This window comes from Streptomyces sp. NBC_00203 (assembly GCF_045206325.1).
GTDB lineage: Bacteria > Actinomycetota > Actinomycetes > Streptomycetales > Streptomycetaceae > Streptomyces > Streptomyces lutosisoli.
In genome coordinates, this window is record NZ_CP108126.1 from 8812218 (window position 1) to 8834407 (window position 22190).

Sequence of the window (22190 nt, forward strand, 5' to 3'; positions counted from 1 at the left end):
CATGCGCGAACTGGTGGAGGTGATCGAGTCTCCGGACTCGGTGCCGGCCGATGTGGCGGCCCTGGGAGTCCCCGAGTCCTTCCGGGCGGCCGTCCTCCACAAGGAGGAGGCGGGGATGTTCGAAGGAGTCGAGCTGCGCGACCGGCGCCCCGCCGACTCCATCCACCTTCAGGACGTGCCGACCCCCACCCCGGGCCCCGGCGAAGTGCTGGTGGCGGTCATGGCGAGCGCCGTGAACTACAACACCGTCTGGAGCGCCCTGTTCGCGCCGGTGCCCACCTTCGCCCTCCTGGAGCGCTACGCACGCCTCGGCGGCCTCGCCGCCCGGCACGACCAGCCCTACCACGTCATTGGCTCCGACCTGGCCGGTGTGGTCCTCAAGTGCGGCCCCGGCGTACGACGTTGGGCTGTCGGTGACCGGGTGGTCGCGCACTGCGTCTCCGTCGAGCTGGAACACGCCGAGGGCCACGGCGACCCGATGCTCGACCCCGACCAGCGCATCTGGGGATACGAGACCAACTACGGCGGACTCGCCGAACTCGCCCTGGTCAAGGCGACCCAGCTGCTGCCGAAGGCCGCACACCTCAGCTGGGAGGAGGCCGCTTCGCCCGGACTGGTCAACTCCACCGCGTACCGCCAGCTCGTCACACAGAACGGCGCGGGCATGAAGCAGGGCGACAACGTCCTCGTCTGGGGTGCCGTCGGCGGACTCGGCTCGTACGCCACCCAGCTCGCGCTCGCCGGCGGAGCGAACCCCATCTGCGTGGTCTCCTCACCCGAAAAGGCCGCCCTGGCCCGTGAGTTGGGCGCCGAACTGATCATCGACCGCAAGGAGGAGGGCTACCGCTTCTGGCGGGACCCGCACACCCAGGACCCCAAGGAGTGGCGCCGACTGGGCGCCCGCATCCGGGAGTTGACCGGCGGCGAGGACGTGGACATCGTCTTCGAGCACCCGGGCCGGGAGACCTTCGGCGCGTCCGTGTACGTCACCCGCAAGGGCGGCACCATCGTGACCTGTGCCTCCACCGCCGGCTACACCCACGAGTACGACAACCGCTACCTCTGGATGAGCCTCAAGCGGATCGTCGGCTCGCACTGCGCCAACTACCGCGAGGCGTGGGAGGCCAACCGCCTTGTCGCCAAGGGCCGTATCCACCCGACACTGTCGCGGACGTACGCTCTCGACGACGTGCCCCAGGCCGTCCAGTCCATCCATCGCAACGAACACCACGGCAAGGTCGGAGTGCGCTGCCTCGCGCCCGCCGAGGGACTGGGCATCACGGCCCCCGAGTTCCGCGCGCTCCACGAGAGCGCCATCAACCGCTTCCGCACCCCGCCGCCCCAGGCCGTGGCGCCCGTCCTGAGCGAGGTCGCGGCATGAGCGCGCGGTACGGCACGGTAGGCGTCGTCGGCCTCGGGACCATCGGCGGGGCGCTCGCCCGCAGGGCCGCGAGCGCCGGGCACACCGTCCTCGTACTCGATTCCGACAAGCGGGCGGGGGAGCGGCTGCGGCAGCTCCTCGACGAGACACCCGAGGCCCGCGGACGCATCCGTCTCGTGGACCACTGGGAGGAACTCGCCTCCGCCGCCACGGTGTTGGAGGCAGTGCCCGAACGCCGCGACACCAAGGTCGCGGTGCTGCGCGCCCTCGACCGGGCCTGCCCGCCCGAGACCGTCCTGGCCAGCAGCGCCGCGGCCCTCTCGCTCACCGACCTCGCCGCCGCCTCCGGACGCCCGGCCCGGTTCGTCGGCCTCCATCTGGCCCTGCCGACGGCGGGCCTCGCGGAGATCGGCCGTACGGTCATGACCGACGAGTCCGCCCTCACCCAGGTGCGCGACCTCGTGGACGGCATCGGGCTGAGCCGGGTGACCGTCGGCGACCGGGCGGGACTGATCTCGACCTCGCTCCTCTTCGGCTTCCTCAACCAGGCCGTCACGATGTACGACCAGCGGCTCGCCGGGCGCGACGACATCGACGCCGCGATGCGCCACGGCTGCGGACTGCCCCTGGGACCCCTCGAACTCCTCGACCTCATCGGCACCGACACCGCCTGCGACATCCTCGACGTCCTCGCCGCGCGCTGGTCCGAGCCGACGCTCCAACCCGCCCGCCGACTACGGCACATGGCCCTCGCCGGTCTCCTCGGCCGCAAGTCCGGACGCGGCTTCTACGACTATCGCGAACCCGCAGGCGCCCCGACCGCCCCCGAGCGGCGGTCGCCCGACGAAGTGCCGATCCGCACGGTCGGCATCGTCGGCACCGGCACCATGGCCACCGGCATCGCGGAGGTCTTCGCCAAGGGCGGCGTCGCCACCGTGCTGGTCGGCCGCACCGACGAACGCGCCAAGGCCGCCTGGGAGGCGGTCGCCGCGTCGACAGCCCGTGCCGTACGGCGCGGCAAGCTGGCCGAGGCGGCGCGCGAGGCCGCCCTGGAGCGGCTCACCCCGAGCGGCGCTCTCGCCCAACTGGCCGACTGCGACCTGGTGATCGAGGCCATCGCGGAAGACCTGGACGTGAAGAAGGAGCTCTTCCGCACGCTCGGCGAGCTCTGCCGGCCGGGCGCGCTGCTGGCCACCACCACCTCCAGCCTGCCGGTGATCGAATGCGGTCTGGCCTCCGGACGCCCCGAGGACGTGATCGGGCTGCACTTCTTCAACCCGGCCCCGCTCATGCGGCTCGTCGAGGTGATCCCCTCACTGGAAACCGCGCCCCAACACATCAACGTCGCACGGGAGTTGTGCCACCGGCTCGGCAAGCACCCGGTGCAGTGCATGGACCGCCCGGGCTTCATCGTCAACGCGCTGCTCTTCCCCTACCTCAACGGCGCCGTCCGTCTGACGGAGAGTCACTACGCCACCCCCGACGAGATAGACGACGTGATGAAGCTGGGCTGCGGCTATCCGCTCGGCCCGTTCGAGCTGCTCGACATCATCGGCCTCGACATCTCGCTGAGCATCCAGCGCGTGCTGCACGACGCGGACCGTCATCCCCGTAGCGTCCCCGCACCCCTGCTGGGGCACCTGGTGGCCGCCGGCCGGGCGGGCCGCAAGTCCGGCGCCGGGTTCCGGGTCTACGGCTGACCGTCCGACTCAAGGAGGAGACACACGATGAACACCAACGCCGACGGAACCGCCGCCGACGCCCTCGGCTGGGCCATGCTGGTGGAACTGACCGGCTGCGCCGACGTGGTCTGGGCCCTCGGGGGACCGGCGCCCGGGGACACGAGGGACGGCACCGACTCCGCGCCGCACGACGGAGCCGAACGGTGACGGCCACGACCGAAGCCGCCGAGTCCGGGGGGACGGTGGCCGCTGAAGCCGCAAGGTCCATGGGGACGGCCGTCACGGAATCCTCCGCGTCCGTGGGGGCGGCCGCCCCTGCCTCGACGTCCGTGGGGACGGTCGCCCCCGAACCCACGCTGGCCACCCCGCCCACCACGACAGCCGCCTCCGAAGCCATCTCGACCACCGCCACCGTGCGCGACGCGGCCCTGGCCGCCCGTGCTGCGGCGACCCGGCTGTCCACCACGACCGGTGCCGAGCGGGACGCCGCGCTGACGGCCATCGCCCTTCGGCTGACCGGGAGTTCGCGCCGAATCCTCGCTGCGAACCGACAGGATGTGGCGGCGGCCCGGGAGGCCGGGCGGTCCACGACCGTGCTGGACCGCCTGACCGTCACCGAGCAGCAGCTCGAAGCGCTCGCGGGGACGGCGCGCGCCCTGGCGGCCGAGGCCGACCCGGTCGGTGAGGTGGTGAGCGGCTCCGTCATGCCGAACGGCCTGGAGGTACGCCGGATCAGGGTGCCCCTCGGCGTCGTCGGCGTGATCTACGAGGGCCGGCCGAACGTCACCGTCGACGCCGCCGCCCTCTGCCTCAAGAGCGGCAACGCGGCGCTTCTGCGCGGCTCTTCGACCGCTCGGCACACCAACGCGGCCCTCGTCGACGTCATGCGGGAGGCCCTCGTGGACACCGCCCTTCCGGTCGACGCCGTACAGCTGGTCCCCGGCACGACCCACACCTCCGTCCACGAACTCATGTCCCTGCGCGGCTTGGTGGACGTCCTCGTCCCGCGCGGCGGCCACGACCTCATCCAGACCACCGTGCGCGACTCCATGGTCCCCGTCATCGAGACGGGCGTCGGCAACTGCCATGTCTACGTCGACGAACACGCCGACCTGGACAAGGCGTTGGCAATCCTGCTCAACGCCAAGGCGCAGCGCCCGTCCGTCTGCAACGCCGCCGAGTCGCTGCTCGTCCATGAGCGCGCCGCGCCCGCCTTCCTGCCCCGGGCCCTGGCCGCGCTGGCCGGCCACGGAGTGACCGTGCACGGGGACGAGCGGGTGCGGTCCTTCCACCCCGCGGTGGTGCCCGCCACCGAGGAGGACTGGGGAAGGGAGTACCTCTCCCTGGACCTCGCGGCCGCCGTCGTCGGCTCACTGGAGTCGGCGATCGACCACATCCGCCGGTACGGCAGCGGACACACCGAGGCGATCGTCACCGACTCGCAGAGCGCCGCGCGCCGGTTCGTCGCGGCCCTGGACACCGCGGTCGTCGCCGTCAACGCCTCCACCCGCTTCGCCGACGGCGGGGAACTCGGGCTGGGCACCGAACTCGGTATCTCCACACAGAAGTTGCACGCGCGCGGCCCGATGGGGCTGACCGCGCTGACCACCACGAAGTACGTCCTCGTGGGCGACGGGCACATCCGGGGCGGAGCCGCCGCCCCGATGCCGTAGATCAGGAGGTCCGGTCATGTACGTACGCATCATCACCGCGACGGAGCCGTCCGGCCGGATTCTGTACGCGGAGGAGCCGCGCGGAGAACGGAAACCCGCGACCGCTCCGCGCCCCTGGCCGGGACTGGCCGGAGTCGACGACGACCCGGCCGAGTTCCACATCGTCCGGGGCATCGATTAGTTGTCGGGCCGCTCGGCCGCTCGGCCGCTCGGCCGCTCGGCCGCTCGTTCTTTCGGTCTTTGGTTCTCGCGTCGGCGCCCGCCCCCGATCCGGAGGCGGGCGCCGACGCGTGAACCAAGGACGCCACGGAAGGCGGCGGTCACCCCCGTGGGGCGGCCGTCGCCTTCGGCGTGCCGCACCAGGGCTCCAGCAGTTCGGACAGGCTCCGGGCGCCGACACGGTCCGAGGCGGCCGCGACATAGGCGTCCGGCCGCACCTGCACGACCACGGGCCACGGCGCACCGCCCGGGGCCACGGTCGCGGGGACCGCGCGCACATGGTCCTGCCATGCGCTCACCGGCCCGGCGAGTCGCTCCCGGCGCCCGCGCGGGCGTACTCCTCCGCCGTGCGGATCCGGATCCGTACGCGGGCCGGCGCGACCGGCGCCGTGTCCACCTGCGGCGGGGCGCTCACCAGGGGGACCAGGTCGTCCTGGTGGACCACCTCCCGTGTGGAATGCCCCTGGAGCCGCGGCAGTTCGCGTGCGTCGAGGCCGACGAGCCCGCGGGCCACCACCCGGCCGCTCTCGTCCTGAAGCTCCACCGGGTCGCCGGCGACGAAGTCCCCGTCGACGCGGGTCACCCCGGCCGCGAGCAGCGGTCCGCGGCGCTGGGAGACGGTCCGGACGGCGTGCGCGGTGAGCCGGACCGAGCCGCGCGGGCTGCTGGCGTGCTCCAGCCAGAGCAGATGGTCGGCGGCCCGCTCCCCGGTGCGGTGGAAGAACGTGCCGGTCTCGCGTCCGGCCAGCGCGTCGGTGGCGTGCCGGGCGGCGGTGAGCACGACGGGAATACCGGCGTCGGTCGCGATGCGCGCGGCCTCCACCTTGGTCACCATGCCGCCGGTGCCGACCCCCGAGCTGCCGCTGCTGCCGATCTCCACGCCCGCCAGATCGTGCCGGCCGCGGACCTCCCGCAGCCGCTGCGATCCCGGCCGGCTCGGGTCGCCGTCGTAGAGTCCGTCGACGTCCGAGAGCAGGACCAGCAGGTCGGCGCGGACGAGATGCGCGACGAGAGCGGCGAGCCGGTCGTTGTCGCCGAACCTGATCTCCGCGGTGGCCACCGTGTCGTTCTCGTTGACCACCGGCACCGCGCCCATGGCGAGGACCTGGGCCAGGGCGCGATAGGCGTTGCGGTAGTGGGTACGACGGCTGATGTCGTCCGCGGTCAGCAGGACCTGGCCGACCCGCAGTCCGTAGCGGGCGAAGGAGGCGGTGTAGCGGGCGACGAGGAGCCCCTGGCCCACACAGGCCGCCGCCTGCTGCCTGGCCAGGTCCCGCGGCCGCTCGGTCAGGCCCAGCGGCGCGAGCCCCGCGGCGATCGCGCCCGAGGAGACGAGGACGACCTCGGTGCCCGTCGCCCGCGCCCGTGCGAGGACGTCCACGAGGGCGTCCACCCGGTCCGAGTCGAGGCCTCCGGCGGCCGTGGTGAGGGACGAGGAACCGACCTTGACCACGATCCGACGAGCCGTCAGAACATCGGTGCGCAGCGGCAGTTCACCGCTCGGACCCATACCGTCGGGGCGGTTCACCGCGCTGCCGGGCCGGACAGGGCGAGGTCTCCCGACGAAAGGCTCCGGGGCATCTCGCGCAGCAGTGCGTGCACGGTCTCCACGACGAGGACGGGCCGTTCGTACGGCAGGTCGTGGCCCTGCCCCGGCACGGTGTGCAGCACGGCCCCCGGTATCTCGGCGGCCAGCCTTCGGGCCTGTGCGGGCGGGGTGACGCAGTCCAGGGTGCCGACCAGGATCCGGGTGGGCACCCGGGCCAGCGCGCCGAGGCGGCCCGCGCAGTCGTGGGTGGTCAGTGCGGCATAGAACTCGGCGATGGCCATCGCGGGGATGTCCCGGAAGGCGCGGGCGCCCTCGCGGACCGTGTCGGTGTGCGGTCCCGCCCCGAGCACCGCGCGCCACAGTGGGGCCGTGTTCGGGTGCGACAGCGGCCCGGTGAGCAGCCGGTGCACGGTCCGGGCCGAGCGGGGCGAACGCATCAGCCCGTCGGCGACCCGCTGCCGGGCCCGGCTGAGTCGCCGTACGGCCGCGCCGGGCCGGTCGACGGGGACGGTCAGCCCCTCGGCCACCTCGTTCAGACAGGTCGAGATCAGCCCCACGCCCGCGACCCGGCCCCCGAACAGGACGGGTTGACGTGCGGCCAGCTGCTGGATGGCCATGCCTCCCATGGAGTGACCGAGCACGACCACGGGGGCGTCGTCCCGGGTCGCCTCGGCGAGTACGCGGGCCAGGTCGCGGCCGAGCAGCGCCATGTCGAGTGCGGCGGCGCCGCGGGTGGAACGGCCGTGGCCCCGCTGGTCGTAGCTGACCGTGCGGACCGCCGGGAAGCCCTGGCGCGGCCGGGTCAGCGCGTCGATGTGCGGCCGCCAGTTGTGGGCGGACATCGTCCACCCGTGGCACAGCAGGACGGTGACCGGGGCGTCGGGATCGCCATGTGTGTACACGGCGATCTCGGCGCCGTCGTCGGTGGTCACCGAGCGCACCAGGCGACGGGGTTCGGCGAGGGCGAGGGCGGTCATGAGACCCGGCCACGGTCGGCGGCGAGCGCTTCCGCCCTGCGGGCACGGGGCCTTCGGATACGGGGCTGGGGAGCATGCGACTCGGGGGAGCGGACGTAGGCGGACGCCGACTCGGCCATGCGCCAGGCCTGTTGGACCTGGCCGAAGGTGAGCCCCAGGGCGGCGGCGATCCGCTGCGGGCTCCAGCCGCGCCGACGCAGGAACCACACGTAGGCCGGGCGCTGCCGCGGATGCGGATCGATGCGCCGGCTCCCGTTCGCCAGGAACGCCGCCAGCTCGGAGCTGATCGCGCCGAGGGTTCCGGCGACCCGGAGCAGCTCCCGGCGTTCCCGCACGTTGAGCCCGCCCCAGATCCCGGTGCTCTCCTCGTTCAGCAGCGCCTCGCGCAGGCACTCCTCGGTCACGGGGCACCCGGCGCACAACCGCTTGGCGGCCGCCTCCCGTTCGTCATCGGTGCCTCCGGCGGGCGGAAAGAAGGTCTCGGGGTCGGCATCACGGCAGGCCGCGCGCTCCACCCAGGGGTCGGTGTCCGCACGGTGGTGCGCCGGTGCGTGCATGGCGGTCGGCCCTTCCTCGGCGTGGGCGTGGACGGTTCTCAGAGACCGAGAGTAAACTCAACACGCAATGATTTCAATGGTTGTTGATATCCTGCCCGAGGTGCGTGCGCCAAGACGCTGGATGTGGTGGAAAGTTGAAGGTGCGACGGCCTTCCTATGGATTCCACGCTTGTTGAAATAGGGGCTTGCTGGCACCAACTCCGCTGGCGTACGGTCACGTTGGCTTCACCCGCAAGGCCCCGGTACGGGCCTTGGGAAGCGCCGACGGACGTGTCCTGGGCCCAGCCCGGACATCCCCACCGTTCGCAGTGCGCCCTTACGGCGGAGGCCCCTGGCCCACGCTCTTGATCGCCACGCGCCATCGAGCTCGACGTACTTCAACCGCGGCTGTACGGCGCTCCCAACGGGGGGAGCACGATCAACACCTGGGGGTGTTTTGCGTGCGCGGACTTCCTTCGCCAGAGCTGTCGAACGGGCCGGCGGTCGTTGCCGCACTTGGATGATCCGGGCGGCGCCGCGCCGTTCGCAATGGGCTCGTTCTCACTTCGCAACCGTCCGAGAGCTCTTGGAGGTCGTATGTCCGTCGTCGTCAGCGCCCCTGTCGTGTCACTGCCTCGCTTCCAGGTGACCACCGATGAACTGCTCGACCGGATCACCGAGTTGTACCCGGACGACCCCAGCCTGTCCGTCGTCCGACGGGTCATCAGGTCCACCACGGTCCATACGCGGTGGTACTCCCGGCCGCTGGAGCAGCAGTTCGCCCCCGCCCCCTCGCTCGCGGAGCGGACGCGCACCCACCTCATGGACAGCCTGGAACTGGCGGAGAAGGCCGCGAACGGAGCGCTCTTTGAAGCGGGGCTTTCCGCGTCCGACATCGACGGCCTCGTCGTCCTCAGCGCCACGGGCCACACGATGCCCGGGCTCGACGTGCTGCTGATGGAGAAGCTCGGGCTGCCCCCCTCGGTCCGTCGCATACCGGTAAGTCAAGTGGGCTGTACGGGAGGGGTGTTCGGGCTGGCCCGCGCCATGGAGATGGTGACCGCGCACCCGGGATCCACGATCCTCATGGTCTGTTCCGATGTGTTCAGCCACTATCTGCACCGGGGTGACGCCGGCCTGGACGGCATGATCCTGAAGGGGCTGTTCGGCGATGCGGCAGGCGCCTGTGTGGTGCGTACCGAAGCGCAGGGCTCTCATATGGAGCTCATCGACTCCTGGGAGTACGTGCACCCCAACAGCCATGACATCGTGGGCAGTCGGCTGGACTGCGACGGGCTGCACGCGTTCAACTCGCCGAGGCTGCGGCACGTGGTCGAAGGTGCGATGCCGCGTCTGCTGGATTGGCTGAAGCGCAGCGCGCCGCCCGGTTCGGATCCCGCGCCGCGGTTCGTGGTCTCGCACACCGGAGGCCCGAGAATCCTGGACGCCATCGTCGCGGGGCTGGGCTGCGACCCCGCGATGGTGGACCTCGCCCGCGACTCGTTGCGGGAGCAGGGCAACGTGGGTTCGGTCTCCGTCCTCGACGTCCTGGAACGGACCTTCGTCAAATCGCCCGCCGAAGGTGATCACGGCCTGCTGATCGCGGCCGGCCCGGGTGTGTCCCTGATCGCCGTGCGTGCCGTCTGGCGTCCGTGGGGGTGACGCGGTACATCACATGATTCCGCACAACGGCCTTGCTCGCACACATGGCTGAGCCGGCGGCTCCGGTCGGGAGCCGCCGGCTCTTGGCTGTCCGGCGGGCGCCGCGCGGACGAGGAATCAGTCCTTCTGGGCGCTGCGGGGCTCCAGTTCGGTGGACAGGCGCAGCTCCAGGGCCGGTACGACCCAGGCGAGGAACTCCTCGAAGTCCATCTCGGCCAGCGGGTGGACCTTGAGCACATAGCGCAAGAGGGCGAGCCCGACGAGGTGACCCGAGGCCAGGGCCGCACGGGTTTCGGCGTCCGGATGGTCCTTGTACCCGGAATTCGCCGCCCAGCTCTTGGTGCTTGCCTCCACGCGGGCGCGGAGCCGTTCCGAGGTGGCGCTGTCGGCGAGACCGGCCCGGTAGATGGCGGTCATGCCGTAGCGGGTTTCCTCGCTCTCCCAGAACGACAGATAGGTGCGGGCCAGCCAGGCGGCCTCCGCCGTACCCGCGTCCGCCATGTCCGGAGGCAACTGGTCGAAGATGGAGGAGACGCTGAGCGGCGAGTTGACCGCGGCGTCGAACACCCCCTCCTTGTTGTCAAAGAAGTGGTGCACCAGCGCCGGGTCCACCTGGGCGTCCTCCGCGATCGCGCGGATGGTCGTCCTGGCGTACCCGTGTTCGGCGAAGAGATGGAGCGCCGACTCCATGATCTGATCTCTCGTGCCACTGTCCCCAGGCCGGCGTCCGCTGCGCGCACGCACCGGACGCGGCTTCTTCGCTGCCGGGGAGGCGGCCCGGCGGGTGGAGGCGGACTTTCGGGCGGGGGTGGGCGAACCGTCTGTGGACCTGGATGTCATGGGATCACTGCACTTCGGGGGTTCCGTGAGCGGGGTAATTCACTGCGTAGTGAAAACAATCCTAGCAGTCGGTTCCCCGAGATTCCATCCACAGGTGACACTCAGCAACTACAGCGTGATGTCCAGCCGTTGGTGTGAATTTCCGCTCCAGGCCGGATGCCGTTCACGCAACCGAACGGATCGCGGTCACTGCCCGCCGCCGCCCCCGAGCAGAGTCTGCCGCAGCCCCGGTGCGATCGTCGCGATCACGGTCTCCAGGTCCGTCGCGGCGACGGCGTCCACCTTCAAGAGGTGTCGCGCGAAGGCTACTCCGCCGAGTTGTGCGCCGAAGAGGGCGGTACGCAACTCGGCTTCCCCGCCCGGCAGTTCGTGGTCGACCTGGCCGTTCAGGGCCTTGGAGATGCCCTCGCGCAGCACCTGCGAGGCCTCCCGGTCGGAGAGTGCGACCCGGTACAGCTCGATCATCGGGGAGTCCTCCTCGTTGGGCTCCCACAATGCCAGATATGTGCGGGCGAGACGCACAGGCAGATCCTCGTCGACACCCTCGGCCACCGCCGGGCCGAGTATTCCGGCCACCTTGACGGTCCGCTCGATCAGCGCTCCGAAGACCTCCGCCTTGTCGGGCAGCAGCTCGTGGGCGAACCCCTCCTCCAGCCCCGCGACCTCCGCCAGGGCGGCGAAGTCGGTCTGCCGGTAGCCGAGTTGCGTGAAGAGGGTGCGGCCCGCGGAGATCAGGGCCTGGGTCGCCTCGGCGCGCACGTCGGCCGTGCTCCCGGTGGTGGTGACGGTCATGGCTGCAACTCCCGTTGGTGTGAGGCGTATCGACCGGCGCGACGAGCGCGGGGCCGGCTCGCTGGCCGATTAATTCACACTCAAGTGAACTCTCTCGCTGTTGAATTAGTCAAGCCGCTCTGCGAAGATGATTTCAACGCCTGGTGAGTTAAGGAGTGGCTCGCCGCTGCCCGAGGAGGAATCGTGCAGTCCATCGGCATCATCGGAGTGGGCTCCTACCTGCCCGAGGCCATCATCAGCAACGCGGAGATCGGGCACGGCGCCGGCGTGACCGACGAGTGGATCGTCCGCAAGACCGGTATCCGGGAGCGGCGCCGCGCCGCCCCGCACGAAGCCACCTCGGACCTGGCCGTCGTGGCGGCCCAACGCGCCCTGGAGAGCGCGGGTCTGACGGCGGATCAACTCGCGTACGTAGTGGTCGCCACCTCCACCCCCGACCATCCGCAACCGGCCACGGCCGCCCTCGTCCAGCACCGCATCGGCGCCCACCGGGCCGCCGCCTTCGACGTCAACGCGGTGTGCAGCGGCTTCGTCTACGCCCTCAAGACGGTGGAGAAGCTGCTGGCCGGCGCCGCCGACGGTGAACCCCGCCACGGCCTGGTCATAGGCGCCGACATCTACTCCCGCATCCTCGACTACACCGACCGCCGCACGGCCGCCCTCTTCGGAGACGGCGCCGGTGCGACGGTCCTCGGCCCGGTCGCCCCGGGCCTCGGCCTGCGGCAGATCTCCCTGGTCTCGCGCGGCGACGCCCACCGCCTGATCGAGGTCACCGCGGGCGGCAGCCGCCGCCCGCCCTCGACACAGACGCTGACCGACGGCGACCACTACTTCCGCATGGACGGAAGGGGCGTACGCGGCTTCGTGACCCGCACCCTCCCGTACGAGATCGGCAGGCTCCTGCGCCACGCCGAGGTCAGGCCGGAAGCCGTACAGCACTTCGTCCCGCACCAGGCCAACGGCATCATGCTCGCCGAACTCTGGCCCGACCTCGGCCTGCACCGCGCCGCCCTCCACCTCACCCTGGAGCGCTACGCCAACACCGGCGCCGCCTCCGTCCCGATCACCCTCGCCGAGATGAACCGCAAGGGAGCGGCCGCACCGGGCGACCTGGTCGTGCTGGCCGCGTTCGGCGGCGGGATGAGCCTCGGCATCGCCCTGCTGAACTGGTCCATGGACACCCGCGAGGACGCCCTCGGCGCGCACCCCGCGGTCCCGTATCTCCTCACGGCCGGCGACCGCGTCGGCCCGCTCGCGCCGTGACCGCCGACGACGCGGCCGCCCCGGACATCAGGGCACGGGTCGCCCAGCTGCACGGACTCCGCGAACAGATCCGGCAGGGCCCGGACGAGAAGGCGACCGCCTCCCAGCACGCCAAGGGCAAACTCACGGCCCGCGAACGTATCGAACTCCTCCTGGACGAAGGCTCCTTCACCGAACTGGAGCCACTGCGCCGCCACCGCGCCACCGGATTCGGCCTGGAGGACCGCCGACCCCACACCGACGGCGTGATCACCGGCTGGGGCACGGTCCACGACCGCACCGTCTTCGTCTACGCCCATGACTTCCGTATCTTCGGCGGCGCCCTCGGCGAGGCACACGCCGAGAAGATCCACCGTGTCATGGACCGCGCGGTCGCCGCCGGTGCCCCGCTCGTCTCGCTCAACGACGGCGCGGGCGCCCGCATCCAGGAGGGTGTCACCGCGCTCTCCGGCTACGGCGGCATCTTCAGCCGCAACGCCCGCGCCTCCGGGGTGATCCCGCAGATCAGCGTGATGCTCGGCCCCTGCGCGGGCGGCGCCGCCTACTCTCCGGCCCTCACGGACTTCGTGTTCATGGTCCGAGAGACCTCGCAGATGTTCATCACCGGCCCCGACGTCGTCCAGACGGTCACGGGCGAGAAGGTCACACTGGGTGGCCTCGGCGGCGCCGATGTGCACGCAGAGGTGTCGGGCGTGGCGCACTTCGCTTACGACGACGAAGCGACCTGCCTGGAAGAGGTCCGCTACCTCCTCTCCCTCCTCCCGCAGAACAACCGGGAGACCGCCCCCGCCGCACCCCCCGAGGACCCGCCCGACCGCCCCTGCGACCGGCTCCTCGACCTCGTCCCCGCCGGCGGCCACCGCCCGTACGACATGCGCCAGGTCATTGAGGAGACAGTCGACGACGGCGAGTACCTGGAGATCCACGAACGCTGGGCGGCCAACGTGATCGTCGCGCTGGCCCGCCTGGGCGGCCAGGTGGTCGGCATCGTGGCCAACCAGCCCCTGGTCCTGGCCGGCGTACTCGACATCGACGCCAGCGAGAAGGCGGCCCGCTTCGTCCAGATGTGCGACGCGTTCAACATCCCCCTCGTCACCCTCGTCGACGTCCCCGGTTTCCTCCCCGGCGTCGACCAGGAACACAACGGCATCATCCGCCGCGGCGCCAAACTCCTCTACGCCTACTGCAACGCCACCGTCCCCCGCATCTCCCTGATCCTCCGCAAGGCCTACGGCGGCGCCTACATCGTCATGGACTCCCGCTCCGTCGGCGCGGACCTCTCATACGCCTGGCCCTCCAACGAGATCGCCGTCATGGGCGCCGAGGGCGCCGCCAACGTCATCTTCCGCCGCCGCATCCAGTCGGCCGACGACCCCGAGGCCACCCGCCGCCAGCTCGTCAAGGAGTACAAGACCGAGCTGATGCACCCGTACTACGCCGCCGAACGCGGCCTCCTCGACGACGTCATCGACCCCGCCGACACCCGACGGGTCCTCATCGACTCCCTCCGCATGCTGCGCACCAAACACGCCGACCTGGCCCCCCGCAAACACGGCAACCCGCCCCAGTAGAACCGAAGGAGCACCATGACCACAGCCACCGAGCCGGCGAAGCCCCTGGTCCGCGTGATCAAGGGCGGCGACCTCCCCACCGAGGACCTGGCAGCCCTGACCGCGGTCCTCCTGACCCGAGCCACCCCCACCACCACGGAGGCGGAGGCGAAACCCGAAACGGTCATACCCCTCTGGGAACGCCCAGCGCCCACAGCCCCTTACCGCTCTCCCCACAGCTGGCGCAACTGACAGACAACTGGGGCCCGTTGCCGCTCTTGCGGCAACGGGCCCCAGTTGTCTGTCAGAGATCAGCGAGCGCAGCCCGCATCGATGGGGCGACAAGGTCGGCCAGGGCGGAGACGGACAACTCGGCGATGGGCTGAAGCCGCAGCAAATACCGAGCGAACGCCACCCCCAACAACTGGGCGGCGACCAGCCCACTCCCCGCAGCCGCGCGCTCGGCGCCCAGCACCCCCGTCAGACTGCTGGTGAACTGCTCGTGCAGCACCCGCCGCAGCCGCTCCGCCGCCCGCTCATTGGTCGCCGCCGAACGCAGCAACAACCGCAGCGACCCCTCGGCCGCGTCCTGCTCCCACGGCGCCAGAAAATGCGCGACAAGAGCATGCGGCAACCGCTCCACCGGCGTCCCCGTCAGATCGGGCAGCCCCAGATCGACATCGAGCGCGGCATCGAACAGCCGCTCCTTGTTCCCGAAGTACCGCATGACCATGGAGGGATCGATCGACGCGCTGGCCGCGATGGCCCGTATCGTCGCCCGCTGATACCCCTCAGCGGCGAAGTGCAGCCGCGCGGCATACAGAATCGCCTCACGCGTCCGCTGCGAACGAGATGTCACACGCTGCTCCACAAAGCCCCTCCTACTCAGCCGCCAATACGCCACCCACTCGCGCCCGCCCCGTCTTTCAGGGCCGAACCGCACCCGCGGTCGGCGACGTGCAGAAGGGGCCGTGTCGGTACGTTCAGCCCGTCGCTTACGTGGTTATGGGCAAGTTCATGCTGTGGAAGCAGGCAGTAATGCCCACCGGCGACGGGCTGGACGTACCGGCACGGCCCCGACCCACAACCCACCGGCTCACGTCTGTTCGACGCTCGCAGGCTCCTCCGATCGAACCCCTGCCGCCTCCGGCACCACGGCCACGGGCACAGGCGCCGGCCCCTCAACCCCGCACCACTGATGCAGCGCCCTCCGAAGCCGCTCTTCACCCCCGTCGGCATCCTCCGCACCGTCCACCCAGGCCGCATACCCGTCCGGCCGCACCAACAGCGCACCCACCCCCGGAAGTTCAGGCACCGGAACACCCACCCGCACCGGACTCACCCGCGACCCCCACGCCTCGGTGACCGCGGCACGCCGCCCGTCCTCCCCAAGATCGAGCAGCAGAAACCGCCCATCACGCATCAGCGAGTACAACCGCACCGGAGAAGCCCCAACCCGCGGCACCGTCAGATCCGGCACCCGCTGCCCGACCCGCACCGAAGGCCCGCCCAGCGCACCCCCACCCGCCCCCCGCCCCACGTACCCGTTCCGCAACCCCGAGATCGACTCCCCGGCAACCTTCCGAACCCGCCGATACGACAGCGCCTTAGCCAGCACGGCCCGACGCACCGCGGTCACCCCCGCGGACGCGCTGGTGGCCGCCCGCGTAGCCCGGTCCGTGGCCCGCAGAATCCGTTCGGCCTGCGGCCGCCGCTCCACTTCATACGAGTCGAGCAGCCCCACCGGCGCCCACCCCTGCACCTCCGCGGCGAGCTTCCACCCGAGGTTCACAGCGTCCTGGATCCCCAGGTTCAACCCCTGCCCACCGAGCGGCGAATGCAGATGCGCCGCGTCCCCGGCCAGCAGCACCCGCCCGATCCGGTACTGGTCCGCGATCCGCTGGTGGATCTTGAACCGCGCCAGCCACTCGGGCTCGTACGGCCCGGGATCGAACCCGAGCGCCCCGGTCAGCACCTCACTCAGCTCGCCGAGCGTCACAGGCTCCCGAGTCCACGGCCGGTCCCGCCGAGCCACCGCGACCCGGTACAGCCCGTCACCGTAAGGCACTGACACCACGACCCCACCCCCACCGGACACGATCAGCACATCGTCCGGCGGCGGCTTCCGCAGCCGCACATCGGCGAGGATCGGCGCGATGTCATACGTACGGCCGCGGAAGGCGATGCCCGCGAGTTCGCGTACGACGCTGTGGGCGCCGTCGCAGCCGACGACGAAGTCGGCGCTCTCCTCCCACTCCCCGCCACCGGCCCGCACCTGGAGCGTGACGCCCGAGCCGTCCTGCGTCAGACCGAACACCTCGGTGTCGCGCTCGATGGTGACCCCGAGGTCGAGGGCGCGCTGCTGGAGCACCTGTTCGGTGCGGCTCTGCGGGATGACGTTGAGGTAGGGGAACCGGGTGTCGAGTTCGGCGAAGTCGACGCGGGCGCCGCGCGCGGGCACCATCCGGCTGACCGGCCGGCCGAGGGCCACCAGCGCGTCGGCGTGCCCGCGCAGATCGAGTACTTCCATGGTTCTGCTGTACAGACCCATGGCACGGGACTGCGTGGACGGCGCGAGCCGGCGTTCGAGGACCGTGCAGGACACGCCCGCGGCGGCGAGCTCACAGGCCAGGGCGAGACCGGTGGGCCCGGCCCCGACGACGATGACGGACTGTTCAGGAGCGTTGGCCACGAGTTCCTCCTTGGACGTGGGGCAGAGCGGAAGACGACACAAGAGGGGGAGCGGCCGCCAGCCGGCTGAACCGCGCGGCCCAGGCGCCGGCACCCAGCACGAGCCCCCCGAGCAACAGCCAGCCCACCGCGCCCCGTTGGACCACGAGAAAGGTGATGACCAGCGGCCCATAGGTGTTCCGCGCCGCGTTCCCCAGGCCGAAGAAGGCGAGGTACACCTGCCGCCGGTCCTCGGGGGCGAGGTCGTACGAGATCGCCCAGGCCCCGGCCTGCTGATACATCTCGGCGAACGCCTGGAAGGCGACAGCGCCCAGCAGCAGCGCCACGGCAGCCACGGCCGGCACCGCCCCGGCGCCCGCGAGCCCGCAGCAGCAGACAGCGAGCAGCACCGCACTGCGCCGCAGCGCCCGTCCACCGTCGGCGGCGCTCTCGATGCCCCGGGTGGCCCTGACCTGGAAGAGCACCACGACGACCGTGTTCAGCACCAGCGTCCAGGCGATGGCCGCCCGCGGAATCCCGTCATGGGCGAGCACCCACAGCGGCACTCCGGCCGTCAGCACGGTGACATGCAGGCTCACCAGCGAGTTCAGCCCGGTCAACAGGGCGAAGCGACGATCCCGAAAAACACTGACCCGCTGCGTCCACGACAGCGACCGCCCGCCACCGCCACTGCCACCACCGCCCTGACCACCACCCCCCGGCGCGCCGTCGGCGACGGTCCGCAGCCGCGTCACCAGCCCCGCGGCGACGACGAACGAGAACGAGTTGGCGTACACGATGCCCACGTACAGCCCGTCGCTGTCCGGCAGCAGCACCGCCCCGGCCGCGAGACCGCCCAGCGCGAGCCCGAGGTTCTGCAGCGACCGCGCGCGCCCCATGGCCCGTACCCGCTGCTCCTTGCCGACCGCCGTTCCGAACAGGCCCTGCACCAAAGGCGATGCCCCGCGGTCGGCCGCCGCGAGCAGCGACACCACGAGCAGGAACGGCGCGAAGCCCGACACGAACGGATAGCAGGTGAGCAGCGCGGCCCGGACCAGATGGGCGCCGATCAGCATGCGCCGAGGGCCGACCCGGTCCGCCAGAATCCCGATCGGCACCAGCGACAGGAAGGAGAGCCCACCCGCGACAGACAGACCCACGCCCACCTGCCCACTGCCAAGATGCAGATACCGGGTGAAGAAGATGACGGACACGGACATGTACAGCCCGCTGCCGAGGGCGTCGACGAACACCGCGACGAGCAGAACGGCCGCCGCACCGGACAGCGGCCCGCGCCGCGTCCGTCCCGCTGCGTGTGTCATGTCGCCCTCACTCGTCAGAAGTTCAGTAGTAGTCGCGCATCAACTCGTCGACCCACTCCGGCTGGACGACCTCCTCGCGCGGTCCGAACTGCCGCAGATACGGCTTGATGTCGAGCACGGGAGTGCCCTCGACGGCGTCGAGCCCGACGACATGCAGATCGAGGCCGTCCGTCTTGACCAGCCGGCAGCGGGAGACCCCTATGCGGTTGGGCCTGTTCTTGCCGCGCTGGGCGAAGATGCCGGCCAGCGGCCACTGAGGGTTGTTGCGCGGATGACGGGCGCCCTCCTGGACCTTGTCCAACGGGACCCGGTGGAAGTGGAAGACGACCTCGAGGTGGGAGAACGAGTCGAGGGAGAGCAGCGCGTCGGTGGTGAACCGTTCGGCGTCCAGCCGGATGACGGAGGCCACCTGGCCCCAGTCGTCGTCGATGAGTTCGCGGCGCTCGTTGTGCACATGGGCGATGGGCACCAGGTCAGTGATCGCGTCACCGTTCATGTCGGTGTCAGTCCTTCCGTCGTCGCCGGACAGGGCCGTCCCCCCGGCGTTCCCGTCCAGAGACCACACCTGATCCCGAACGAGCAACTCCCCTTCGGAGGCCCGCTGTACGACCAGATAGACCTCCTCGCGGGGTACGCTGAGGAGCTCGCCGAGCCGTTCCTGGAGCAGCCGCAGCAGCTGACGCACCTGGGCCTTGCTGTAGCTCTCCTTGCACACGACGAAGCCGACCGGGGCCGGGGCCGCGGAACCGTCGCGCCACTCGGGCCGGTGGAAGGTGCCGGGCTCCAACCGCTGCCACCACACCCAGCAGTGGCCGCGGTCGAGCCCGAGCAGCGCCGTCACGGAGTCGGCCAGTTCACCGAGTACGGCCGCGCCGGGGCTGGGCGCGGGCGAGAACAGCCTGATCACCGGCATGTCAGCGCACCCCGCCGAGCGGTTTGACGCCGATCACCATGCAGGTGCGTACGGGGATGAAGAACTCGTCGCCGTCCTGGCGGATGCCCAGTGCCTCCCGGTGCGCGGGGGGAGCCTCGGCGAGCCGCTGCCGGATCGCCCGCTCGGCCTCGGCGCCGGACGAGGCGATCTCGCACCAGCGCTTGATGGGCACCCCGGTGCGGCTCTCGGACTGCGAGCCGCGGGCGACCGGGACGTTGAGCCCGGCGCCCTGGAGGAAGCCGATCCACTCGTCGAGGGTGTAGCTGCGCTGGTGCGTGGGATCGTGCAGCATCTCCAACTCGTGGTTCAGCGCGTCGATTTCGGGGTTCTCGTGGCCCTCCAGGTCGATGACGGCGAGCCGCCCGCCGGGGCGCAGCAGCCGCGCCATCTCACCCACCGCCGTCGGCATGTCACGGAAGTGGTGCGGGGCGAGGCGGGACACCACCAGGTCGAAGGAGCCGTCGGCGAAGGGAAGTTCCTCGGCGTACGCCTCCTTCGTCTCGACGGAGACGCCGCGTTCGGCCGCGAGCTTGCGGACGGACGCCAGCATGTTGGGCGCGGGGTCCACGGCGACGAGACGGGCCGGGAGGTCGGCGGCGAACGAGAGCGCCAAGTGGCCGGCGCCGCAGGCGACATCGCAGATGGAGCTGCCCGTCTGCGGACCGAGCGTCTCGTGCAGGGCCTCCATCGTGGGGCTGGACCGGTGCACCTCACTGGTCGCGAAGTTTTCGGCGATCTTGTCGAATCGCTGGCTGGAGAGCATGTCCTGCGCCGCCTTCTTCCTCATCCGCTGACTCACTGGCTCTGCTGACTCAGTACTCTGCTGACGCACTGCTTTGCTGACGTGTCGTCACTTCGTCGCTCCCACAAGGGAGGTGAGCGCCGAGACCGCGTCCCCGTGGGGACCCTTGCCGCACGGTTGGAGCGTGTGCCCGAGGCCTTCGAGCAGCTGCACCCGGACGTCGATGGAGTTCCGTCCGACCAGATGGCGCGCCGACCACTCGCCGTACATGTCGGGCGCGAACACGGCGGGCGGCAGGGTTTCGTCGTCGGCGTCGGCCACGTATCCGACCAGGTCGAACCCGCCGTACACGAGGTCGAGGGAGGGGACACGCGACGTCAGGAAGGCGTCCTCCTCGATCACCGTGCCCACGAGCACCACCGTGTCCGTGCGGGCCGGCCGGCCGGACCGCAGCAGGTGCAGCAGGGCCAGCCCGCCCAGCGAGAAGCCCACCAGGACGAGCGGCCGGACCAGCACGTGCTGGTGGGCGTCGAGCAGGTGGGACAGGCGCCCGGCGCGGGCGAGCTGATCGGCCTCCGTCGAGGGCGAGTTCGGCTCCCGGACAGGCATGTCGCATGTGAGTACCTGCGCGCCCCGGGCCACCAGCCGCCCGGTCAGCTCGCCGAGCAGTCGGTCGTCGCGGCCCTCCCCGTCCAGGACGGAGACGCTGCCGGGACCGGCCAGCAGTACCGTGGCGTTCGCCGGACCGGCCGGGAAGGACCGCCGGGTGCGGTACCGCGTCCCGTCCGGGTCCCCGCGCCACTGGGTGCGCTGATGCACGTTCATCGGATCACCTGTGGCAGACGGCCTCGGCGAAGCCGCCGACGCGCTGGTGGAAGTAGACGCTGATGATCTCCTCGTGGAGCGCTTCGCCGTCCAGCGTGGGTACGACGCTCTCCGAGGTGCCGGGCACCGGTTCGACGAGCCCCCGGTCCCTGAGCTCGGCGAAGACCGCCGCGAACGGCTCGTCACGGAAGAGTTCGACGCCGAACCGCCGCCGGAACCGGCCCGCGTCGATCGGCTGGTTCGCCTTGAACGCGAAGCCGAGCACCATGCCGATCGCCTGGTAGCCGGCCAGCCGCCGTCCGGAGGCGAGCGGCAGCCCCGGCCCCTCCTTGAGCCGGCGCGCGTACCCGGCGATGTCGGCGATGTTGTGGGTCTGCACCACGGTGTCGTCGTCACCGGTCAGCCAGCCGTACGCGCCGGGGCCGTACGCGATCATGGAGTCGTGGCGCTGCCACTTGTTGCGGGAGACGCGGGGGATGTTGCCGTCGGGGTAGACGCCGGGCCGGTTCCACCAGCCGCACGGGCTCGGGTGGTAGCCGCCGTCGAGCAGCAGCTCCACGATGGCTTCGCGCATCGCGTAGGTCTCGCCGAGCGAGGGGAAGAGGTGCTGCTCGCGCAGCCGGGTCTTGACGCTCTCCACGTTCCACAGCGCCCGGTTGCCGATGCCCATCTTGGCCCGGTCGGCGTTGCGCAGCCGGTAGATGGTGATGGTGGGGACGTCGAGGTCGATCAGCCGCCGGATGTCGTCGGCGACCGTGGCGGTGCTCTGGTGGGGCAGCCCGAACATCATGTCGACGTTGAACGGCTTCCCGGTGGCCCGCAGTTTGTCGATGGCCCGCAGCGACATGGCCGCGTCGTGGCCGCGCCCCGCGAACGCGTTGACCTCGCTCTGCAGCGACTGCACTCCGACACTGAACCGGTTGAAGCCGATCGCGCAGGCCTCGGCGAGCTCGTCGTGCTGGAAGTTGTCGGGGTTGCCTTCGAGGGAGATCTCGCAGTCGTCGGCGAGGGTGTAGCGGGCGCGTATGTGGTCGGTCAGCCGCCGTAACTGCTCCGTGCCGAGCAGCGAGGCGGTACCGCCGCCCAGGTAGACGGACTCGATCGAGGAGCGCGCGAGCCAGGGGGAGTGGGCGAGGCGCCGGCCGGACTCGTCGAGCAGCAGGTCGGTCCAGATCCGTGGCGCGGCCTTGCCCTCGGGGCCGTCCGCGACCTTGCGCTTGACGTAGTTGCAGAAGTGACAGATGTACGCGCACAGCGGCACATGGAAGTAGAGATGTGCGGGGCGGTCGGCTCCCGGATGGCCGCGCAGCGCGTCGGCGACCTGTGAAGTCGACAGCTGCTCACCGTAGTTGGCCGTCACGTTGATGTTGTAGTCGTCCTGGCCGATCCGCAGCGCGGGGTTCTCGCTGAGCAGCCGCGCGAGTCCGGTACCCGGGCGCGGCGCGTTTTCCGTACCGGGGCGCAGTGCGGTTCCCGTGCCGGGGCGCAGTGCTGTGGTGCCGGCCGAAGCAGCCGTCTTGCTCATCGCGACCTCGTCTCCTGAATCGGGAAGAACGGATGCCGAGCGAGCCTT

General features: G+C 71.0%; 21 protein-coding genes and 1 pseudogene. 9 read left to right on the forward strand and 13 right to left on the reverse strand.

Annotated features, from left to right (window positions below; genetic code table 11):
- Position 1: 1 nt before the first annotated feature.
- From ccrA to OG975_RS39135, 5 genes are read left to right on the forward strand one after another with little or no spacing between them, the layout of a single operon-like run.
- Positions 2 to 1381, forward strand: a complete 1380-nt coding sequence (ccrA, locus tag OG975_RS39115) for a crotonyl-CoA carboxylase/reductase (protein WP_327433141.1) — start codon at positions 2 to 4, stop codon at positions 1379 to 1381.
- A complete protein-coding gene (locus OG975_RS39120) occupies positions 1378 to 3081 on the forward strand; it encodes a 3-hydroxyacyl-CoA dehydrogenase family protein (protein ID WP_406334233.1) in 1704 nt (567 codons plus the stop codon). Before ccrA ends, OG975_RS39120 begins: the two co-directional genes overlap by 4 nt.
- A 27-nt stretch (positions 3082 to 3108) precedes the next feature.
- Complete coding sequence (locus OG975_RS39125) at positions 3109 to 3270, forward strand: hypothetical protein (RefSeq protein ID WP_406334235.1); 162 nt, start codon at positions 3109 to 3111, stop codon at positions 3268 to 3270.
- Entirely contained in the window at positions 3267 to 4736 is a 1470-nt protein-coding gene (locus OG975_RS39130; RefSeq protein WP_406334236.1) for a glutamate-5-semialdehyde dehydrogenase, read from the forward strand. The genes OG975_RS39125 and OG975_RS39130 overlap by 4 nt, the downstream gene beginning before the upstream one ends.
- Before the next feature lie 16 nt (positions 4737 to 4752).
- Positions 4753 to 4917 carry a hypothetical protein gene (locus OG975_RS39135; RefSeq protein WP_327433144.1) on the forward strand — a complete coding sequence of 55 codons (165 nt, stop codon included), beginning with the start codon at positions 4753 to 4755 and terminating at the stop codon, positions 4915 to 4917.
- A 139-nt stretch (positions 4918 to 5056) separates the two neighbouring features.
- On the opposite strand, the gene OG975_RS39140 is transcribed toward OG975_RS39135, so the two are convergent.
- From OG975_RS39140 to OG975_RS39155, 4 genes and pseudogenes are all read right to left on the reverse strand, one after another.
- Positions 5057 to 5254: a hypothetical protein gene (locus tag OG975_RS39140; RefSeq protein WP_406334237.1), complete on the reverse strand. Its 198-nt coding sequence runs from the start codon at positions 5252 to 5254 to the stop codon at positions 5057 to 5059.
- A complete protein-coding gene (gene proB, locus OG975_RS39145) occupies positions 5251 to 6465 on the reverse strand; it encodes a glutamate 5-kinase (protein WP_406336672.1) in 1215 nt (404 codons plus the stop codon). Before proB ends, OG975_RS39140 begins: the two co-directional genes overlap by 4 nt.
- Before the next feature lie 14 nt (positions 6466 to 6479).
- Positions 6480 to 7481 carry an alpha/beta fold hydrolase gene (locus tag OG975_RS39150; protein WP_406334239.1) on the reverse strand — a complete coding sequence of 334 codons (1002 nt, stop codon included), beginning with the start codon at positions 7479 to 7481 and terminating at the stop codon, positions 6480 to 6482.
- A gap of 302 nt (positions 7482 to 7783) precedes the next feature.
- Positions 7784 to 8038, reverse strand: a pseudogene (locus tag OG975_RS39155) (WhiB family transcriptional regulator); the annotation flags it as partial.
- Between the two features lie 576 nt (positions 8039 to 8614).
- Between OG975_RS39155 and OG975_RS39160 the strand changes: the two are divergent.
- Positions 8615 to 9679, forward strand: coding sequence for a PhlD (locus OG975_RS39160; RefSeq protein WP_406334240.1), 1065 nt, complete (start codon positions 8615 to 8617; stop codon positions 9677 to 9679).
- Positions 9680 to 9796: 117 nt separating this feature from the next.
- Here the strand turns inward: OG975_RS39160 and OG975_RS39165 are convergent, their stop codons facing one another.
- On the reverse strand, positions 9797 to 10369 hold the full coding sequence (locus tag OG975_RS39165; protein WP_406334241.1) for a TetR family transcriptional regulator: 573 nt from the start codon (positions 10367 to 10369) through the stop codon (positions 9797 to 9799).
- A 336-nt stretch (positions 10370 to 10705) separates the two neighbouring features.
- Entirely contained in the window at positions 10706 to 11311 is a 606-nt protein-coding gene (locus tag OG975_RS39170; RefSeq protein ID WP_406334242.1) for a hypothetical protein, read from the reverse strand.
- A gap of 183 nt (positions 11312 to 11494) precedes the next feature.
- Here OG975_RS39170 and OG975_RS39175 point away from each other — a divergent pair, with 183 nt between their 5' ends.
- From OG975_RS39175 to OG975_RS39185, 3 genes are read left to right on the forward strand one after another with little or no spacing between them, the layout of a single operon-like run.
- Complete coding sequence (locus tag OG975_RS39175; protein ID WP_406334243.1) at positions 11495 to 12574, forward strand: 3-oxoacyl-ACP synthase III family protein; 1080 nt, start codon at positions 11495 to 11497, stop codon at positions 12572 to 12574.
- Positions 12571 to 14145, forward strand: a complete 1575-nt coding sequence (locus OG975_RS39180) for an acyl-CoA carboxylase subunit beta (RefSeq protein WP_406334244.1) — start codon at positions 12571 to 12573, stop codon at positions 14143 to 14145. Before OG975_RS39175 ends, OG975_RS39180 begins: the two co-directional genes overlap by 4 nt.
- A gap of 15 nt (positions 14146 to 14160) precedes the next feature.
- Positions 14161 to 14376, forward strand: a complete 216-nt coding sequence (locus OG975_RS39185; protein ID WP_330308507.1) for an acyl-CoA carboxylase subunit epsilon — start codon at positions 14161 to 14163, stop codon at positions 14374 to 14376.
- Positions 14377 to 14428: 52 nt separating this feature from the next.
- Here the strand turns inward: OG975_RS39185 and OG975_RS39190 are convergent, their stop codons facing one another.
- The 7 genes from OG975_RS39190 to OG975_RS39220 all read right to left on the reverse strand — a co-directional run bounded on the left by OG975_RS39190 (position 14429) and on the right by OG975_RS39220 (position 22142).
- The gene (locus OG975_RS39190; protein ID WP_406334246.1) at positions 14429 to 14995 is read right to left on the reverse strand and encodes a TetR family transcriptional regulator; all 567 of its coding nucleotides are present in this window, start codon (positions 14993 to 14995) and stop codon (positions 14429 to 14431) included.
- 225 nt (positions 14996 to 15220) lie between these two features.
- Positions 15221 to 16816, reverse strand: a complete 1596-nt coding sequence (locus tag OG975_RS39195) for an FAD-dependent oxidoreductase (protein WP_406334248.1) — start codon at positions 16814 to 16816, stop codon at positions 15221 to 15223.
- Positions 16800 to 18116 carry an MFS transporter gene (locus tag OG975_RS39200; RefSeq protein ID WP_406334249.1) on the reverse strand — a complete coding sequence of 439 codons (1317 nt, stop codon included), beginning with the start codon at positions 18114 to 18116 and terminating at the stop codon, positions 16800 to 16802. The genes OG975_RS39195 and OG975_RS39200 overlap by 17 nt, the downstream gene beginning before the upstream one ends.
- A 22-nt stretch (positions 18117 to 18138) precedes the next feature.
- Positions 18139 to 19029, reverse strand: a complete 891-nt coding sequence (locus OG975_RS39205) for an SAM-dependent methyltransferase (RefSeq protein WP_406334251.1) — start codon at positions 19027 to 19029, stop codon at positions 18139 to 18141.
- A gap of 1 nt (position 19030) precedes the next feature.
- A complete protein-coding gene (locus tag OG975_RS39210; protein ID WP_406334252.1) occupies positions 19031 to 19837 on the reverse strand; it encodes a methyltransferase domain-containing protein in 807 nt (268 codons plus the stop codon).
- 63 nt (positions 19838 to 19900) lie between these two features.
- The gene (locus tag OG975_RS39215; RefSeq protein ID WP_406334253.1) at positions 19901 to 20617 is read right to left on the reverse strand and encodes a hypothetical protein; all 717 of its coding nucleotides are present in this window, start codon (positions 20615 to 20617) and stop codon (positions 19901 to 19903) included.
- A gap of 4 nt (positions 20618 to 20621) precedes the next feature.
- Positions 20622 to 22142: a coproporphyrinogen-III oxidase family protein gene (locus OG975_RS39220; RefSeq protein ID WP_406334254.1), complete on the reverse strand. Its 1521-nt coding sequence runs from the start codon at positions 22140 to 22142 to the stop codon at positions 20622 to 20624.
- Positions 22143 to 22190 lie beyond the last annotated feature (48 nt).

Coding starts and splice junctions, on each gene's coding strand:
- ccrA (WP_327433141.1), top strand. CDS start 2: ATGCGCGAACTGGTGGAGGTGATCGAGTCTCCGGACTCGGTGCCGGCC.
- OG975_RS39120 (WP_406334233.1), top strand. CDS start 1,378: ATGAGCGCGCGGTACGGCACGGTAGGCGTCGTCGGCCTCGGGACCATC.
- OG975_RS39125 (WP_406334235.1), top strand. CDS start 3,109: ATGAACACCAACGCCGACGGAACCGCCGCCGACGCCCTCGGCTGGGCC.
- OG975_RS39135 (WP_327433144.1), top strand. CDS start 4,753: ATGTACGTACGCATCATCACCGCGACGGAGCCGTCCGGCCGGATTCTG.
- proB (WP_406336672.1), bottom strand. CDS start 6,465: ATGGGTCCGAGCGGTGAACTGCCGCTGCGCACCGATGTTCTGACGGCT.
- OG975_RS39150 (WP_406334239.1), bottom strand. CDS start 7,481: ATGACCGCCCTCGCCCTCGCCGAACCCCGTCGCCTGGTGCGCTCGGTG.
- OG975_RS39160 (WP_406334240.1), top strand. CDS start 8,615: ATGTCCGTCGTCGTCAGCGCCCCTGTCGTGTCACTGCCTCGCTTCCAG.
- OG975_RS39165 (WP_406334241.1), bottom strand. CDS start 10,369: ATGGAGTCGGCGCTCCATCTCTTCGCCGAACACGGGTACGCCAGGACG.
- OG975_RS39170 (WP_406334242.1), bottom strand. CDS start 11,311: ATGACCGTCACCACCACCGGGAGCACGGCCGACGTGCGCGCCGAGGCG.
- OG975_RS39185 (WP_330308507.1), top strand. CDS start 14,161: ATGACCACAGCCACCGAGCCGGCGAAGCCCCTGGTCCGCGTGATCAAG.
- OG975_RS39200 (WP_406334249.1), bottom strand. CDS start 18,116: ATGACACACGCAGCGGGACGGACGCGGCGCGGGCCGCTGTCCGGTGCG.
- OG975_RS39205 (WP_406334251.1), bottom strand. CDS start 19,029: ATGCCGGTGATCAGGCTGTTCTCGCCCGCGCCCAGCCCCGGCGCGGCC.
- OG975_RS39210 (WP_406334252.1), bottom strand. CDS start 19,837: ATGAGGAAGAAGGCGGCGCAGGACATGCTCTCCAGCCAGCGATTCGAC.
- OG975_RS39215 (WP_406334253.1), bottom strand. CDS start 20,617: ATGAACGTGCATCAGCGCACCCAGTGGCGCGGGGACCCGGACGGGACG.
- OG975_RS39220 (WP_406334254.1), bottom strand. CDS start 22,142: ATGAGCAAGACGGCTGCTTCGGCCGGCACCACAGCACTGCGCCCCGGC.